The following is a 14514-nucleotide window of genomic DNA, read 5'->3' as shown; positions in this document are numbered from 1 at the left end:
CATATGAAATATTTAGTAAGCATTAGTAGAATATTAGTAGGCGTTTTATTTATAATTTCAGGGTTTATAAAGTTGAACGACCCATTGGGTTTTTCCTATAAGTTGCAAGAGTATTTTAGTGTCGATGTTTTAAATATTCCATTTTTGGAGCCTTATGCGCTTATAATTTCAATATTGGTTGTTGTTTTTGAAGTTGTTCTTGGTATTTTTCTACTCATAGGATATAAACCCAAGTTTACAGTGTGGAGCTTGTTGGGAATGATTGTGTTTTTTACATTTTTAACCTTTTATTCGGCTTATTTTGATAAAGTAAAAGATTGCGGTTGCTTTGGCGATGCACTTAAATTGACACCATGGGAGAGTTTTACCAAAGATGTTATACTATTGGTATTTATCTTGATTTTATTCAAGGGTGTAAAACACATTAACCCTATAATGAATAAATTAGGTTTAACCGTTGTTGCTCTTGGGAGTTTTATAGCGAGTTTGGGCTTTGCCTATTATGTGTTAATGCATTTGCCAGCAATAGATTTTAGGGCTTATAAAGTAGGAGCTAATATTCAGGAAGGTATGATTATTCCAGACGATGCGCCTAAACCAGTTCAAGAATTCACTTGGACATTTAATGTTAATGGTGAAGAAAAAGAATATGTTACAAATGGTAGTTATCCAACGGTAGACGGTGAATATGTTGGCGTAGAAACCAAAGTAATTGAAGAAGGTTATGATCCACCTGTAAAAGATTTTTCAATTGAAACCGATGATGCCGATTATACTGAAGCTTTTTTAAATGAAGAAAACCTTATCATGATAATCATGTACAATTTGGCAACAGCAGAACCTGAAGGTGTTGCTAAACTCAAAGCATTTTCTGATAAAGCCATAGATGCAGGATATGTTGTAATAGGCCTGTCGGCTTCTGGTACTGAAGAAAAGCAAGCTTTTAAAGCTGAACATAACTTAAGTTTTGATTTCTATTTATGCGATGAAAAAGCATTAAAAACAGTTGTGCGTGCAAGTCCTGGAATTGTAAAACTCAATAAAGGTACGGTGGTGCAAAAAGCACATTGGAATGATATAGACGATATAGATTTGTAAATATTTGATAAGCTATTTTTTAAATAAACTGTTTTACGCTTTTCTCACCTTATTTGGTGTTGTTACGGTAATTTTCTTATTGTTTAATGTGCTTCCTGGTGACCCTGCTAAAATGATGTTGGGTCAAAATCAGTCAGCAGAACAAGTTGAAGCCGTCAGAAAAAAGTATGGTTTTGATAAACCTAAACTAACACAGTATTTTTATTATTTGAATGATTTATCACCTGTATCTTTTCATTCCAATCAATCTGAAGATTATACATTTTTAAGAAAAAACAAGTATTCGGCAGCAAAACTGTTTACGGTTGCAAATACAACAGTAGTTTTAAAATGGCCTTACTTGCGCGAATCATTCACCAAACAAGGCAAGCCTGTTTCCCAAGTTATAGGTGAAACTTTACCCAATACGTTTGTGCTGGCGGTTTCGGCTATCATTATAGCTATGTTGTTAGGGTTGATTCTTGGTGTTATTTCGGCTATTTATAAAGACACATGGCTTGATAAACTCATTCAAATTTTGAGTACAGTTGGCATGAGCGTGCCTTCGTTTTTTAGTGCCATATTATTTGCTTGGTTCTTTGGTTTTGTATTGCATGAATATACCAATTTAGAAATGACAGGAAGCCTTTATGAGTTAGATGATTATGGCGAATCGTTACATATTCAATGGAAGAATTTAATACTTCCTGCTGTAGTGTTGGGAATAAGGCCTTTGGCGGTAGTCATTCAGTTAATGCGTAACTCGTTGTTGGAAGTTTATAATCAAGATTACATTCGTACCGCTAGGGCAAAAGGTTTAAGCGAATATCAAATAATTAAAAAACACGCCATAAAAAATGCCATGAATCCCGTGGTAACTGCAATTTCAGGATGGTTTGCATCTATGCTTGCTGGAGCTGTTTTTGTAGAGTATATTTTTGGCTGGAATGGTTTGGGGAAGGAAATAGTTAATGCCTTAAACACATTGGACTTACCAGTTATTATGGGAGCTGTATTAATTATTGCTATTATATTTATTATAATCAATATTTTTGTAGATATTATTTATGCTTGGTTGGATCCTAAAGTGAATTTAACATGAATGAATTAACTTATTTAGTTGCTGAAATGTCATATCCGTTTCCTGCTAAATTCTTAGAAAGAGAATTACTAAATAATAATATAGAATTTAAACAAATTGAACGAGATTCTTATGAGGGTGATATAGGTTCAACACTATTTTATATTCATGAAAAAGATATAGATAAAGCAAAGCAGATTAAGGATGTAATTGTAAAAGAAAATGCTGAATCAGAATTACAGCATATACAGCCCATAAAGAAAGTATTTGCATATGTAGCTTTACTTTTAATAGCTGTTTATTTAATTTACAAGATGTATAAAATTTTTTAAGATAATCAATAGATAGTTGAACCAAAACAAAACGAGTATCATGAGAAAACATATAGTTGCTGGAAACTGGAAAATGAATAACGGTTTAATTCAAACAAAGACATTAATTACTGAATTAAAGCAACAGAAAAAAACTTCAGATGCCGAAGTTATGATAGCACCAGCGTTTACTAATCTTTGGCCAGCATTTGAGGAAACAAGACAATTTCCTATAGAAGTGGTTGCACAAAATATGCATTTTGCTGAAGATGGTGCATATACGGGTGAAATTAGTGCTGGTATGTTGAAAAGCATTGGTATCCAGTCTGTGATTCTGGGGCATAGTGAGCGTCGTGCATATTTTAATGAAACAGATGAGGCTTTAGCAAAAAAAATTAATACAGCTTTAGAGCATGATATGCGTGTGATATTTTGTTTTGGTGAGGAGTTAAGTGATAGAAAATCTGGTCATCACGAATCAGTAGTGGAGCGTCAGATAAAAAATGCTTTATTTCATTTAGAAGCATCAGCCTTTAAAAATATTGTTTTGGCTTACGAACCTGTTTGGGCTATTGGTACAGGAGAAACAGCGACCCCAGAACAAGCGCAGGATATGCATGCTTTTATAAGAAAAACCTTGTCTGACAAGTATGGAAGTGATACATCAAATTCAGTTTCAATCTTGTATGGTGGTAGTGTGAAGCCTAATAATGCCAAGGAAATTTTTTCGAAGCCAGATGTTGATGGTGGGCTTATAGGCGGTGCATCTTTAAAAGCCTCAGACTTCTTTGCTATTGTTAATGCTTTTTAGTGCAAAAAACATATTTTGGGAGCGAGATTATTTACTAAACCTCATTTGTACTTCTGGATTTCTATTCCAATACTGCTCCTTTATGGGTTTTTGAATGGTGACGGTACACTCTCGGTTTATTATTATGATACGTATTTCATAATTAAAAACGCTTATTTAGTTGTAATACTTGCTATAGCTTTCAGCATAATTGGTTTTTGGTATTGGTTAATGCGAAAACTTAACCGGAAACTAGTTATGTGGATGACAATAATCCATGTGATTATCACAATCGATGGTATCATTGTCGCATTCTTGCTTGAGCATTTTTTTAAAGATTCTGATATAAATTCCATAATGGCTATTATTGTAATGCTAATTTTTGCCGTTCAAGTCGTTTTTCCATTAAATTTAATGCTTAACTTTTTAAAGAAATCTAAATAAAATTAATTCATGAGCAACACTATTTACATTGGTTACGATTTTAAAGTTTCACCATTACAGCCAGGTGTAGAAATACTAATTGCAGAATTGGGCTACGCAGGTTTTGAAAGCTTTGTGGAAACCGATGAAGGTGTAACGGCATATATTCAAAAAGAAGATTGGAATGCCGATATTTTAAGCGATATTCAAGTACTTCATACCGATGAATTTTCAATTTCATATACATTTAACGAAATTGAACAAACCAATTGGAATGCCGAATGGGAACGCAATTTCCATCCTATTGTTGTTAGTGATTTATGTACAGTACGTGCGCCTTTTCACGAATCGTTTAATACGCAATATGATATTGTTATTGAACCCAAAATGAGTTTTGGTACTGGGCATCATGAAACCACACACATGATGATTCAGCATATTTTAAAAAATGATTTTCACGGGAAATCGGTTTTAGATATGGGTTGCGGTACAGGAGTTTTGGCCATACTAGCTGAAATGAAAGGAGCAAGCATGATTGATGCTATAGATATTGATAATTGGTGCTACTTAAATAGTTTAGAAAATGTTGCCCGTAATAAATGTAAAAACATTGCTGTTCTTGAAGGCGATGCTAGCTTATTGAAAGACAAACGGTACGATATTGTTATTGCCAATATAAACCGTAATATTTTGCTTGAAGATTTAGATAGTTATGTGGCTTGTTTAAATGCTAACGGTTTAGTATTTTTAAGTGGATTTTATAAAGATGACATTCAAATTATAAAAGAAAAGTGTAATATATTAGGATTGCAACACGTTGATACTATAGAGCAAAATCATTGGGTTGCCCTAAAATTTATAAATTAGTAGTAAAAATTGCCATGAGCCTTAAAGAAAAAACTTCAGAAGCTACGCTTCTCGATGAAAAAACCTTAAAACAAAACGAAATTATACTCTATAATGATGATGTCAATACTTTTGACCATGTTATAGAGACTTTAATCTATGCCTGCGACCATACACCAGAACAAGCCGAACAATGCTCCATTATTGTGCATTATAAAGGTAAGTGTGCTGTAAAAACCGGTCCTTATAAAGAGTTGGAGCCACGTTGTTCCATGCTTCAAGAAGCGGGTTTGAGCGCAGAAATTGTATAAAAAAGGCATCTACAGACTAAATAGATGCCTTGTTTTAAGAAACCAATCTGGTAAATAAGTTTCTCGATTAATAGCTTATTAAAGGTCTGTATTACTATTGAAATAACCTATGACTTTTATCAGGTTTGGGAAAAAGTCTAGATAAAAGACTTTAACAATTTTAATTAACAGGCTTTTACTAACTAAAGATAAAAAGATACTCCTAAATATATCGTTGATGGATTAAAAGCAAAATAGAATGAATTTGAATTCGATTTATGCGGATCATTATTAACTTGAGATTCAGAATATTCATATCGTAATGTTCCGAATTTACCTTCTATGGCAAAATGTTCAGTGATAAAATAAGTTATGCCAGGTCGAATACCTGAAAAAATAGTATTTGTTTCAATTTTAGTTGTTGTTCTGCTACCTTGGTCCAGACGTTCATTTTTCTCATATAATTTAGAATATCCAAGTTCTCCTAGAAATACTAAAGCGAATTTTCCTTTTATTGGAATGAACTTTTTTACGAATGCATGGGCTCCATATAAATTTTTATTTTTAGATAGCTCATAATTAAAGACAGGTTCAGTATTTCGAAAATCATAATCACTAAAGCTATATCCAAGACCTATTCCAAGAATGAGATTGTTTTTAATTGTGTATCCAACATTTGAGGAGAACGAAAAAATAGTTTCACGCATATCATCATTTATATCAGAATTTTTGTTGTACACAGAAACAAACCCATCAATATTCCATGTGCCTTGTTGAATACTTACTTTTTTTTCTTTTTCTTTTTCTTGGCTAAAGGTAATTCCAGTTGCAAATAAAAATGTGACAATAATTAATTTTTTCATAATAAATTTTTAAAGTTAGGTTTTTTTGTTATCAATTTCTGTTCCAAAAGCTGCAATTATTAATTAGAATAGTTCTAGATATTTTTTTTAAAATTCAAGCATTTGATAGAGAAGTATTTATCCATTTGAATGGATTTTTACCAGATTTGAGAAATAAAAAAAGCTTTCAAGTTGTTGAAAGCTTTTTTTTGTTAGTGACCACGGCAGGATTCAAACCTGCAACCTCTTGAGCCGTAATCAAGTGCGCTATTCAGTTGCGCCACGTGGCCAATTTTGTGGGTGCAAATATATTCCTTTTTTAGATAAACTGCCAAATAAATTTTAAATTAATCTAAAGCATTTTTGGTTACATACAATTTCCACCCAAATATGGCCATTTGTAATTTGCTGGCCTTGCTTAAATCTAAACGTTGTTTCGTATAGCTTGGTAATACGGCTTTGTTGACTTTTGCTAAAAACTTAAAAAAGGATTTTCTCATTCTGATTTTTTTTCAAATGTTAAAATTAATGATTTATTAAACCAATTAATAATTTAATGATAAACAGATGATTACTTTTGCAAAAATGCTTTTTTATGAAACAAATTTTACTTTGTATTGCGCTTCTAGCTTTTTCTTGGCAATCAGTTGCCCAAATTGTTATTAACGAACTGGATTGCGATACGCCAGGAATAGACGATAAGGAGTTTGTTGAATTAAAATCTGATACTCCCAATATGGCTTTAGATGGTTATGTTATTGTCTTTTTTAATGGGTCTACTTCAGGTGCTAATTCAAGTTATTTTACAATAGATTTAGATGGTTATTCAACAGATGTTAACGGCTTGTTGCTTATAGGTAGTGAAACGGTTACGCCTTTTCCGCAGCTTTTAATTTCTGCTAATGTTATTCAAAATGGAGCCGATGCAGTAGCCATATATCAGGCCAATGATTTTGATTTTCCTGAAGGAACCGTAGCCACCATTACAAACTTGGTTGATGTTTTAATTTATGATACATCGGATTCTGATGACGTAGATATGATTGACATATTTAACGACGACCCAAGATTTGTAGATATTCAGCAAATAAATGAAGGGTCTGGTAATAACACCAATTCCATTCAGCGTAATAATGATGGTTCGTATACATCAACAACGCCAACACCTCGCGCTTTAAATGATGGAAGTGGTATAGTTTTCAATCCCATTGAAATATCAGTTATCCAAACGCAATTTGATGAAGGCGATAGTTTTGATATTACCTTTACAGCACAAGATGATGTTACTTCAGATTACCAGTTTAGTTTTTCATTAGATAACGGAGGATTTAATGCATCAGATTTTACAGGAAATACAACGCTTACCATTTTAAATGGAACAAACACGGTTTCTACAACTATTTCTTTAATAAATGATACTGATGATGAAGGAGACGAAGAACCCTTAATAAAGTTTTTAAATTTACAATCGCCATTTATTCCGTTTAATAATTTTATTAAACTTCGAGTAATTGATGATGATTTTACTATGGCTAGTTTTGGTACGCCAACCAATCCAACTTATGGAATTGTAGAGAGTACTCAAACTAGTAGTTATTATAATAGTCTTGATGGGTTGGCTGATATAGAATTAAGACAAGCCTTGCAAGATATTATTGCAAACCCTGGCGTTGTAAGAGCACAAACCTATAATGATTGTATTGATATTTTAAAGGAAGCCGATCAGAATCCTGAAAATAGCAATCAAGTTTGGTTGGTTTATTTAGAAGAAGGTCGAGCCAAATTAGATTTTCAAACGACTTCAGTTAATACTGGTAAATGGAACAGAGAGCACACATTCCCAAGGTCTAGAGCTGGATATTTTAGTATAGAAGAAGATGAAATAGCTGATGGTATAGACGTATTTTGGGAAACAAAAGCAGATTCGTTACGTCATGGTAATTCAGATGCACATGCTTTGCGAGCCGTTGATGGACCAGAGAACAGCAGTCGTGGCAATCAGTTTTACGGAGAATATAATGGTCCTGTTGGCACTCTTGGTAGTTTTAAAGGTGATGTAGCTAGGAGTGTTTTTTATTTGGCTGTAAGGTATAATGGGTTGGAAATTGTTAACGGATTTCCTGATGGCATGGTTGGCCAATTTGGTGATTTGGCGACATTATTGAATTGGCATAGAAACGACCCTCCCGACGATTTTGAAATGAATAGGAATAACATAATTTATAATTGGCAGTTTAATAGAAACCCGTTTATAGATCAGCCAGATTTAATAGAATATATGTGGGGAAATATGGTTGGCGAAACTTGGAGCCAACCCTTAAGCATTGATGAAGTAAATGCGAATCTGGTTAATATTTACCCCAACCCATCAAATGGAAGAATTAACTTTAAACTAAATACAGAACGTATTCATGTTAAACTATATACTGTTGACGGCCGATTTTTGGAGTCTCATGATGTGGTTAACAATAGTTCTATTAATTTAGATTTTTCGTCCGGTATTTACATTATGAAAATAACTAGTAATGGGATAACTCAAGTTCGGAAAATTATTATAGAATAAAAAAAATCCTAGGTCAAAGCCTAGGATTTTTTTGTTGAGGTTTTGTTTATTCTTTTGAGGTTATAATAATAACACCATCTTTTGCTTTGTTGCCATATTTGCTAACAGCATCATCACCTTTAATTACATTAATGGTATCTATATTATCAGGATCCAGTTCATCCATTTCTTTTTTTGTAATTTCCTTACCATCTTTTAGTATGTAAGGCGTGCCTTCGCTATCAGTTGAGATGAAGAAATTTTTGCCTTTACCTTTAGACCTTATTTTGTATTCAAATTTTTTGTTTTTGTCATCAAGCCATACTGCATTTTTAGAGCTGATTTTACCATCTTTGGATTCAAAGAAATAAACATTGTTATTGCTTTTTAACTCTATGACTTCATCTTCACCATTTTCATTGGTTATAGTTACTGTGCGTTTACCGTTGTTGGTGTTGCTGTTTTTTATAACATAGGTATTATTGCCTCTAACAATTACATCTTCATCATCTCCATCATGTGCGTCGGTACGAAATTCAAATTTCACATCATGGTCGTGGTCGCAATCGGTATCGCACGCATGTATGCGATGACTGCTACCTGAAACGGCTCGCGCACGACTACGCGTTCTATATACTCTGTTCTCTCTTGCGTTTCGAGCACGAGTGCTATATACATGGGTTCTATGTTGTCTGCCAGAACCAATGGTAATATTTTTTCCGCCTTCATCAAATGTAATTTGAATTGGGTTTATTGGGCCATCATCGTTCAAGTTAAAGCTTGCTTTTGAGTGGTCTGAACTAACCTCAATTTTAATAGCGATAATCTCTCCATTGCTATTACGCTTTATGCCTCTTATTTTAGTTTTTAACCCTTCTTTTTCTAATTGTGCTTTAACTAAATTAATATCAGCTTCACTAAAATCTTTAGTGATAATAAATTCACTAAGTCTTAAATAGTTAGTGGTTTCAGCTTTTCCAAAAGACGCATGGCCATTAAATATTATAGCTCCATCTCTACCATCGCTTCCAAATCGTTTTTTGCTTTCTTTTTTGTTTAAAATTTCAATGGTGCCTTCTGTTGAAATTTTACTGCTGGGAAGATCTTCTTTTTTGTATTGTTTGCTGCCAATAACATAAAGTGGGTTTTCGCCTAAAGAATTATCTTTAGTTTCTTCTCGTGTTTTTTTTGATGTTGGAACAATTTTACCAACAGTTGTGTTCTTATTAAAGCTTACTTTATGTTTACTGATGTTGTCTTGAGAACTTTCTTCTAAAAAGTTTAATGTTATATCATCTTGACTAGAGTCGAACGATACTTTAAAAGGCGTTATCACATCAGTATCAGATTTTGAAACTGTAATACGTTTAGTGTAATCTTTTCCGTTGTCATGTTTGGTGTTTAAAGACAATGATTTCAATTGATTTTCAGAATTTCTAACAACTTCAGAAAACAATAGCTGTACAGGTTTGTTTTTAAAATAGTTGGTAATTAACTCTAAATCATTATCGGTACTTGCAGATGAAATAATAAAGTCTTTTTTAACAACTGGCACGGTTTCTATATCCTTTGAAATATAAACCTCTTTAGTATTAAAGCTCATTAAGAACAATGCTAAAATAGGGACGACAAGGGCGTATTTCCAAGCATTTAATTTGTTTGATTTTGATTTGTGTAACATAATTATTCGTTTTTTGATTAATGAATTGTAAAAATTATTTGTGAGAACCAATGGGTGATGAGGCACACTGGTTTTTAATAACAGCTTTTGGTAGCTGGTTTTACAGTCAGATATGGTTTGGGCTTTCTTGTCTGCAATAAACTCCAGGTTTTGCTGTAATTCATTTTTATACAACCAAACTAATGGGTTGAACCAAAATATAGCACAGCATATTTGAGCAATTAATACATCAATCGTATGATGTTCATTGGCATGGATTTTCTCGTGATTAATAATGTAGTTTAACTCCGTTTTTTTGAATTGATTGGGATTGTAAACTATCCATTTAAAAAACGAAAAAGGTGCGACGCGGTCAAATATTTCTATTAATGAATAGCGTCCAACTTTCTTTTTTGGATTTCTTTGTATCAATCTGTGTAAAGAAGCCAGCTCAATAAAAAGTTTTACTAAAAAGAAACTAACACCCATTATATATAGGTAAGTTAAAACCTGTATCCAATTAAAGGAGTCAGCTTCGGCAACTGTATTGTTGGAAACAGCTTCAGTAATCAATATTGGAGTGCTAGATGCTATGGGTGTGTATTCTATATATATAGGTATAACTATCGAAGGTAGCAATAATGCTATTGCCAATCCAATAATTAAAAACCATCTATTAGATTGAAAAAAGGTCTCTCGTTGCAGGAATACTCGATAAAACAGATAAAAAAGGGCAATAATGGCTGATGATTTTAGTAAGTAATCCATTGCTTATTTATTTTTTTCAATTAATTCAATAATTTCTTTTAATTCACTAACGCTTATTTTTTCTTCTTTAGCAAAAAATGATACGACATTTTTATATGAATTATTAAAGTAATTTTCAATTGCTGTATTCATGTACTTCTCTTTATAAAGCTCTTTGCTTACAATAGGGTAGTACTGATGTGTTTTGCCGAAAGCATTGTAACTTACATAGCCTTTTTCTTCTAAATTTCTAATTATAGTAGATAAGGTGTTGTAATGTGGTTTGTCTTCTTTTATTTCAGCTAGCACATCTTTAACAAAAGCTTTTTCTAGCCTCCATAGAATGTGCATGATTTCTTCTTCTTTGTTTGTTAATTTTTGCATGACAGATAAATTATTAGTTCAAACATATAACTATTTTTATAGTTATACAACTATGCATATAGTTATTTAACGAAATTTTTAGTTTTTATTGTAGAATAAAATGAAATAGTATCTTCGCAAAAAATAGTTTTATGAGCTTAATTTGGGTTTTGTTGGGATTGGTTTTATTGGTAGTTGGTGGTGAGTTTTTGGTGCGTTCTTCGGTTGCTTTATCCTTTAAGTTTAATATTTCAAAGTTAGTGATTGGTATGACGGTTGTGTCCTTTGCAACTTCAGTGCCAGAGCTTTTAGTTAGTTTACAAGCGGCTTTGGATGGTTCGCCAGATATTTCACTTGGAAACGTAATTGGCTCAAATATTGCCAATATTGGGCTGGTGTTGGGTATAACCGCTTTTATATCGCCATTGGCCATTAGTAGGGATTTTTACAAGCTGAATTGGCCCATGATGATGCTATTGTCATTAGCGCTTTACTATATTTTAGAAAGTGGTTTGGTAATTAATTTTCGAGAAGGGGCAGCTTTGGTTTTGTCGCTTATTATATTTCTGTACATATTAATCCGTAATTCACGAAGTAGTGGAGTGGGCATCCCTGAAGAAATAGATGATGCTTTACAGACGACTTCAAATTTTAAGATTATAATTTGGTTAACTATTGGTGGAGCGGCTCTTTACTTTGGTAGCGAATGGTTGGTGGAAGGTGCTAAAGAAACAGCTGTCTCTCTAGGTGTAAGCGAACGTGTTATATCTGTAACTATGGTTGCTATTGGAACTAGTGTACCAGAATTGGCTGCTTCAGTTATTGCAGCATTAAAGAAAGAAAAGGCTATTTCGTTGGGAAACTTAATAGGTTCTAACATTTTTAATATAGCTTCTGTTTTGGGTTTGACCGCAATGGTTCATCCTATTGAAGTAAAAAACGAAAATATTTTAGGTCAAGACATTTTTTGGATGCTAGGTTTTGCGGCCATATTACTGCCTTTAGCATTTTTACCCAAGCGGTTTACTATTGGACGTTGGAAAGGTATGTTAATCCTCACTGCTTATATTATTTTTATTTATTCTGCTTTTTTGGGAGATAAATAGGGTCTGTTTTATAGTAATTAACAAATGTTGACAACTAACCCTAAAAAAAACAGGGTTGTTTATGTTGATTTGATTAAAATAACTATTTTTGCCCTGTAAAAAATAATCCTAAACTGTATTTTATGTCAACTTTAAGATTTCATGCTATTAAAGAATCGTTAACAAGAAAACCGGTTCGCATTGAAGAAAATGAGAGACGCTCATCTATTTTTGGGTCTAATGTGTTTAACGAGGATACCATGCGTCAATTCCTTACAAAAGAAGCGTTTAGTAGTGTTATGGATGCGGTGCAAAACGGAACTAAAATTGATCGTGTAGTTGCAGACCACATTTCTACTGGAATGAAAGAATGGGCTATCTCTAAAGGGGCAACACATTATACGCACTGGTTTCAACCTTTAACTGGAGCCACCGCAGAAAAGCACGATGCGTTTTTTGAACCAATTGGGAATGGTAGAGCTATTGAAAAGTTTGGAGGGGGACAATTAGTGCAGCAGGAACCAGATGCATCAAGTTTTCCTAATGGAGGAATTAGAAACACATTTGAAGCTCGTGGATATACGGCTTGGGATCCAACATCGCCAGCGTTTATCTATGGTACAACATTGTGTATTCCAACTGTTTTTGTCTCTTATACAGGTGAAGCTTTAGATTATAAAACACCATTATTGCGTGCTTTACAAGCAGTGGATCATGCAGCAGTAGATGTGTGTAAGTATTTTGACAAAAATGTAAAAAAAGTAAATGCATCATTGGGATGGGAGCAAGAGTATTTTTTAATTGATAGTTCTTTGGTTGCTTCTAGACCAGACCTTGTGCTTACAGGTAGAACCTTATTAGGGCATTCTCCTGCTAAAGGACAGCAGTTGGACGACCATTATTTTGGGACAATTCCAAACAGGGCCATGCAATACATGCGTGATTTAGAAACAGAATGTATGCTTCTTGGTATACCAGTTAAAACAAGGCATAATGAAGTTGCGCCAAATCAATTTGAATTGGCGCCTGTTTACGATGAAGCCAATTTAGCTGTAGATCATAACTCGCTGTTAATGGATGTTATGGATAAGGTTGCAGAAAGACATAATTTTAAAGTTTTGTTTCACGAAAAGCCTTTTGCTGGTGTAAATGGTTCGGGTAAGCATAATAACTGGAGTTTGAGTACGGATACTGGAGTCAATTTATTAGGACCAGGAAAAACACCTATGAGTAATTTACAGTTTTTAACATTTTTTATTAATACAATAAAGGCTGTAAATGATAATGAAGAGTTGTTGCGCGCTGCTATTGCATCGGCAAGTAATGATCACCGATTGGGAGCTAACGAAGCACCTCCAGCAATAATTTCTGTATTCATTGGTGAGCAATTAACAAATGTACTTAATGAATTAGAGCATGTTACTAATGGCAAATTGTCTCCTGAAGAAAAAACAGACTTAAAATTAAACGTTGTTGGTAAAATCCCTGAAATTTTATTAGATAACACAGACAGAAACAGAACATCTCCTTTTGCGTTTACAGGTAATAAATTTGAATTTAGAGCTGTTGGGTCTAAAGCCAACTGTGCTAATGCCATGACGGTTTTAAATACAATTATGGCCAACCAGTTAATTGAGTTTAAAGCAGAAGTTGATGCTTTGATTAAGAAAAAGGATTTAAAGAAAGATGAAGCTGTTTTTAACATCTTAAGAGAGTATATCAAGAAATCTAAAAACATATTGTTTGAAGGAAACGGTTATGGAGAAGCTTGGGAAAAAGAAGCCAAGAAGCGTGGTCTTAGTAATAATAAAACCACTCCAGAAGCTCTTAAGGCTAAAATATCTGATAAAACAATAAAGATGTTTGAGCAGCTTGGTGTAATGAATAAAGTAGAAGCAGAAGCGCGTTATGAAATTGAAATGGAAGAGTATGTGCTCCGTATTCAAATTGAAGGTCGTGTGTTGGGTGATATCGCGAGAAACCACGTGGTACCTACAGCTGTACGATATCAAAACATCCTTATAGAAAATGTAAAAGGGTTAAAGGAGATTTATGGTAACGATTTTAAGAAGTATGCTCAAGAGCAAATGCAATTGATTGAGGATATTTCGAAACATATCGAATTGATAAATTCTAATGTTACCAAAATGACAAATGAGCGCAAAAAAGCTAATGGAATTGATGATATAGAAAAGAAAGCTAATGCTTACTGTTTTAAGGTAAAATCAATTTTTGATGACATTCGATATAGCTGTGATAAATTAGAGCTGTTGGTTGATGATGAGTTATGGCCATTAACGAAGTATAGAGAATTGTTGTTTACTAAATAATTGGTATATAACAACTTATAAGAACTCCATCATTTAAATGATGGGGTTTTTTTATGGAAGCTACCGTGTAGCTTGCATTTCGTCTGAATAAAAATGTATGTCAACGAAAAATTAAAGTAGAATTCAA

General features: G+C 33.3%; 14 protein-coding genes and 1 tRNA gene. 10 read left to right on the top strand and 5 right to left on the bottom strand.

The annotated features are described in order from the left end of the window. Positions 1–3 precede the first annotated feature (3 nt). The 7 genes from MTX13_RS02655 to MTX13_RS02625 are packed head-to-tail and all read left to right on the top strand — an operon-like array spanning position 4 to position 4839. On the top strand, positions 4–1098 hold the full coding sequence (locus MTX13_RS02655; protein WP_250432868.1) for a BT_3928 family protein: 1095 nt from the start codon (positions 4–6) through the stop codon (positions 1096–1098). Positions 1099–1102: 4 nt separating this feature from the next. After that, positions 1103–2179, top strand: a complete 1077-nt coding sequence (locus MTX13_RS02650; protein ID WP_250432867.1) for an ABC transporter permease — start codon at positions 1103–1105, stop codon at positions 2177–2179. Then, positions 2176–2490 (top strand): hypothetical protein, encoded by a 315-nt coding sequence (locus MTX13_RS02645; protein ID WP_250432866.1) that lies wholly within the window; start codon positions 2176–2178, stop codon positions 2488–2490. The genes MTX13_RS02650 and MTX13_RS02645 overlap by 4 nt, the downstream gene beginning before the upstream one ends. Before the next feature lie 40 nt (positions 2491–2530). Continuing rightward, entirely contained in the window at positions 2531–3280 is a 750-nt protein-coding gene (gene tpiA, locus MTX13_RS02640) for a triose-phosphate isomerase (protein ID WP_250432865.1), read from the top strand. 15 nt (positions 3281–3295) lie between these two features. Next, complete coding sequence (locus MTX13_RS02635; RefSeq protein ID WP_250432864.1) at positions 3296–3703, top strand: hypothetical protein; 408 nt, start codon at positions 3296–3298, stop codon at positions 3701–3703. Positions 3704–3712: 9 nt separating this feature from the next. Further along, positions 3713–4549 (top strand): 50S ribosomal protein L11 methyltransferase, encoded by an 837-nt coding sequence (prmA, locus tag MTX13_RS02630; RefSeq protein WP_250432863.1) that lies wholly within the window; start codon positions 3713–3715, stop codon positions 4547–4549. A 14-nt stretch (positions 4550–4563) separates the two neighbouring features. Beyond that, positions 4564–4839, top strand: coding sequence for an ATP-dependent Clp protease adaptor ClpS (locus tag MTX13_RS02625; protein WP_250432862.1), 276 nt, complete (start codon positions 4564–4566; stop codon positions 4837–4839). A gap of 182 nt (positions 4840–5021) precedes the next feature. Here MTX13_RS02625 and MTX13_RS02620 read toward each other — a convergent pair whose 3' ends face one another. The 3 genes from MTX13_RS02620 to MTX13_RS02610 all read right to left on the bottom strand — a co-directional run bounded on the left by MTX13_RS02620 (position 5022) and on the right by MTX13_RS02610 (position 6160). Then, complete coding sequence (locus MTX13_RS02620) at positions 5022–5681, bottom strand: hypothetical protein (RefSeq protein ID WP_250432861.1); 660 nt, start codon at positions 5679–5681, stop codon at positions 5022–5024. Positions 5682–5876: 195 nt separating this feature from the next. Continuing rightward, positions 5877–5950: transfer RNA gene (locus MTX13_RS02615), tRNA-Arg, on the bottom strand. 57 nt (positions 5951–6007) lie between these two features. Beyond that, positions 6008–6160 (bottom strand): SsrA-binding protein, encoded by a 153-nt coding sequence (locus tag MTX13_RS02610; protein WP_223033080.1) that lies wholly within the window; start codon positions 6158–6160, stop codon positions 6008–6010. 95 nt (positions 6161–6255) lie between these two features. Between MTX13_RS02610 and MTX13_RS02605 the strand changes: the two genes are divergently transcribed. Further along, positions 6256–8223: an endonuclease gene (locus MTX13_RS02605; protein ID WP_250432860.1), complete on the top strand. Its 1968-nt coding sequence runs from the start codon at positions 6256–6258 to the stop codon at positions 8221–8223. Positions 8224–8269: 46 nt separating this feature from the next. Here the strand turns inward: MTX13_RS02605 and MTX13_RS02600 are convergent, their stop codons facing one another. Both MTX13_RS02600 and MTX13_RS02595 read right to left on the bottom strand, forming a co-directional pair. Further along, positions 8270–10630, bottom strand: coding sequence for a M56 family metallopeptidase (locus tag MTX13_RS02600; protein WP_250432859.1), 2361 nt, complete (start codon positions 10628–10630; stop codon positions 8270–8272). 3 nt (positions 10631–10633) lie between these two features. Then, positions 10634–10993, bottom strand: coding sequence for a BlaI/MecI/CopY family transcriptional regulator (locus tag MTX13_RS02595; protein WP_223033083.1), 360 nt, complete (start codon positions 10991–10993; stop codon positions 10634–10636). A gap of 131 nt (positions 10994–11124) precedes the next feature. On the opposite strand from MTX13_RS02595, the gene MTX13_RS02590 reads away from it, so the two are divergent. Next, positions 11125–12078: a calcium/sodium antiporter gene (locus MTX13_RS02590; protein ID WP_250432858.1), complete on the top strand. Its 954-nt coding sequence runs from the start codon at positions 11125–11127 to the stop codon at positions 12076–12078. 122 nt (positions 12079–12200) lie between these two features. Then, complete coding sequence (locus tag MTX13_RS02585) at positions 12201–14387, top strand: glutamine synthetase III family protein (protein ID WP_250432857.1); 2187 nt, start codon at positions 12201–12203, stop codon at positions 14385–14387. Positions 14388–14514 lie beyond the last annotated feature (127 nt).

The sequence above is a fragment of the Hanstruepera flava genome (assembly GCF_023634025.1).
In the GTDB taxonomy this organism is placed as follows: Bacteria; Bacteroidota; Bacteroidia; order Flavobacteriales; family Flavobacteriaceae; genus Hanstruepera; species Hanstruepera flava.
This window is presented reverse-complemented; position numbering and strand designations above follow the sequence as displayed.

Coding starts and splice junctions, on each gene's coding strand:
- MTX13_RS02595 (WP_223033083.1), bottom strand. CDS start 10,993: ATGCAAAAATTAACAAACAAAGAAGAAGAAATCATGCACATTCTATGG.
- prmA (WP_250432863.1), top strand. CDS start 3,713: ATGAGCAACACTATTTACATTGGTTACGATTTTAAAGTTTCACCATTA.
- MTX13_RS02625 (WP_250432862.1), top strand. CDS start 4,564: ATGAGCCTTAAAGAAAAAACTTCAGAAGCTACGCTTCTCGATGAAAAA.
- MTX13_RS02600 (WP_250432859.1), bottom strand. CDS start 10,630: ATGGATTACTTACTAAAATCATCAGCCATTATTGCCCTTTTTTATCTG.
- MTX13_RS02620 (WP_250432861.1), bottom strand. CDS start 5,681: ATGAAAAAATTAATTATTGTCACATTTTTATTTGCAACTGGAATTACC.
- MTX13_RS02585 (WP_250432857.1), top strand. CDS start 12,201: ATGTCAACTTTAAGATTTCATGCTATTAAAGAATCGTTAACAAGAAAA.
- tpiA (WP_250432865.1), top strand. CDS start 2,531: ATGAGAAAACATATAGTTGCTGGAAACTGGAAAATGAATAACGGTTTA.
- MTX13_RS02605 (WP_250432860.1), top strand. CDS start 6,256: ATGAAACAAATTTTACTTTGTATTGCGCTTCTAGCTTTTTCTTGGCAA.
- MTX13_RS02610 (WP_223033080.1), bottom strand. CDS start 6,160: ATGAGAAAATCCTTTTTTAAGTTTTTAGCAAAAGTCAACAAAGCCGTA.
- MTX13_RS02590 (WP_250432858.1), top strand. CDS start 11,125: ATGAGCTTAATTTGGGTTTTGTTGGGATTGGTTTTATTGGTAGTTGGT.
- MTX13_RS02655 (WP_250432868.1), top strand. CDS start 4: ATGAAATATTTAGTAAGCATTAGTAGAATATTAGTAGGCGTTTTATTT.
- MTX13_RS02645 (WP_250432866.1), top strand. CDS start 2,176: ATGAATGAATTAACTTATTTAGTTGCTGAAATGTCATATCCGTTTCCT.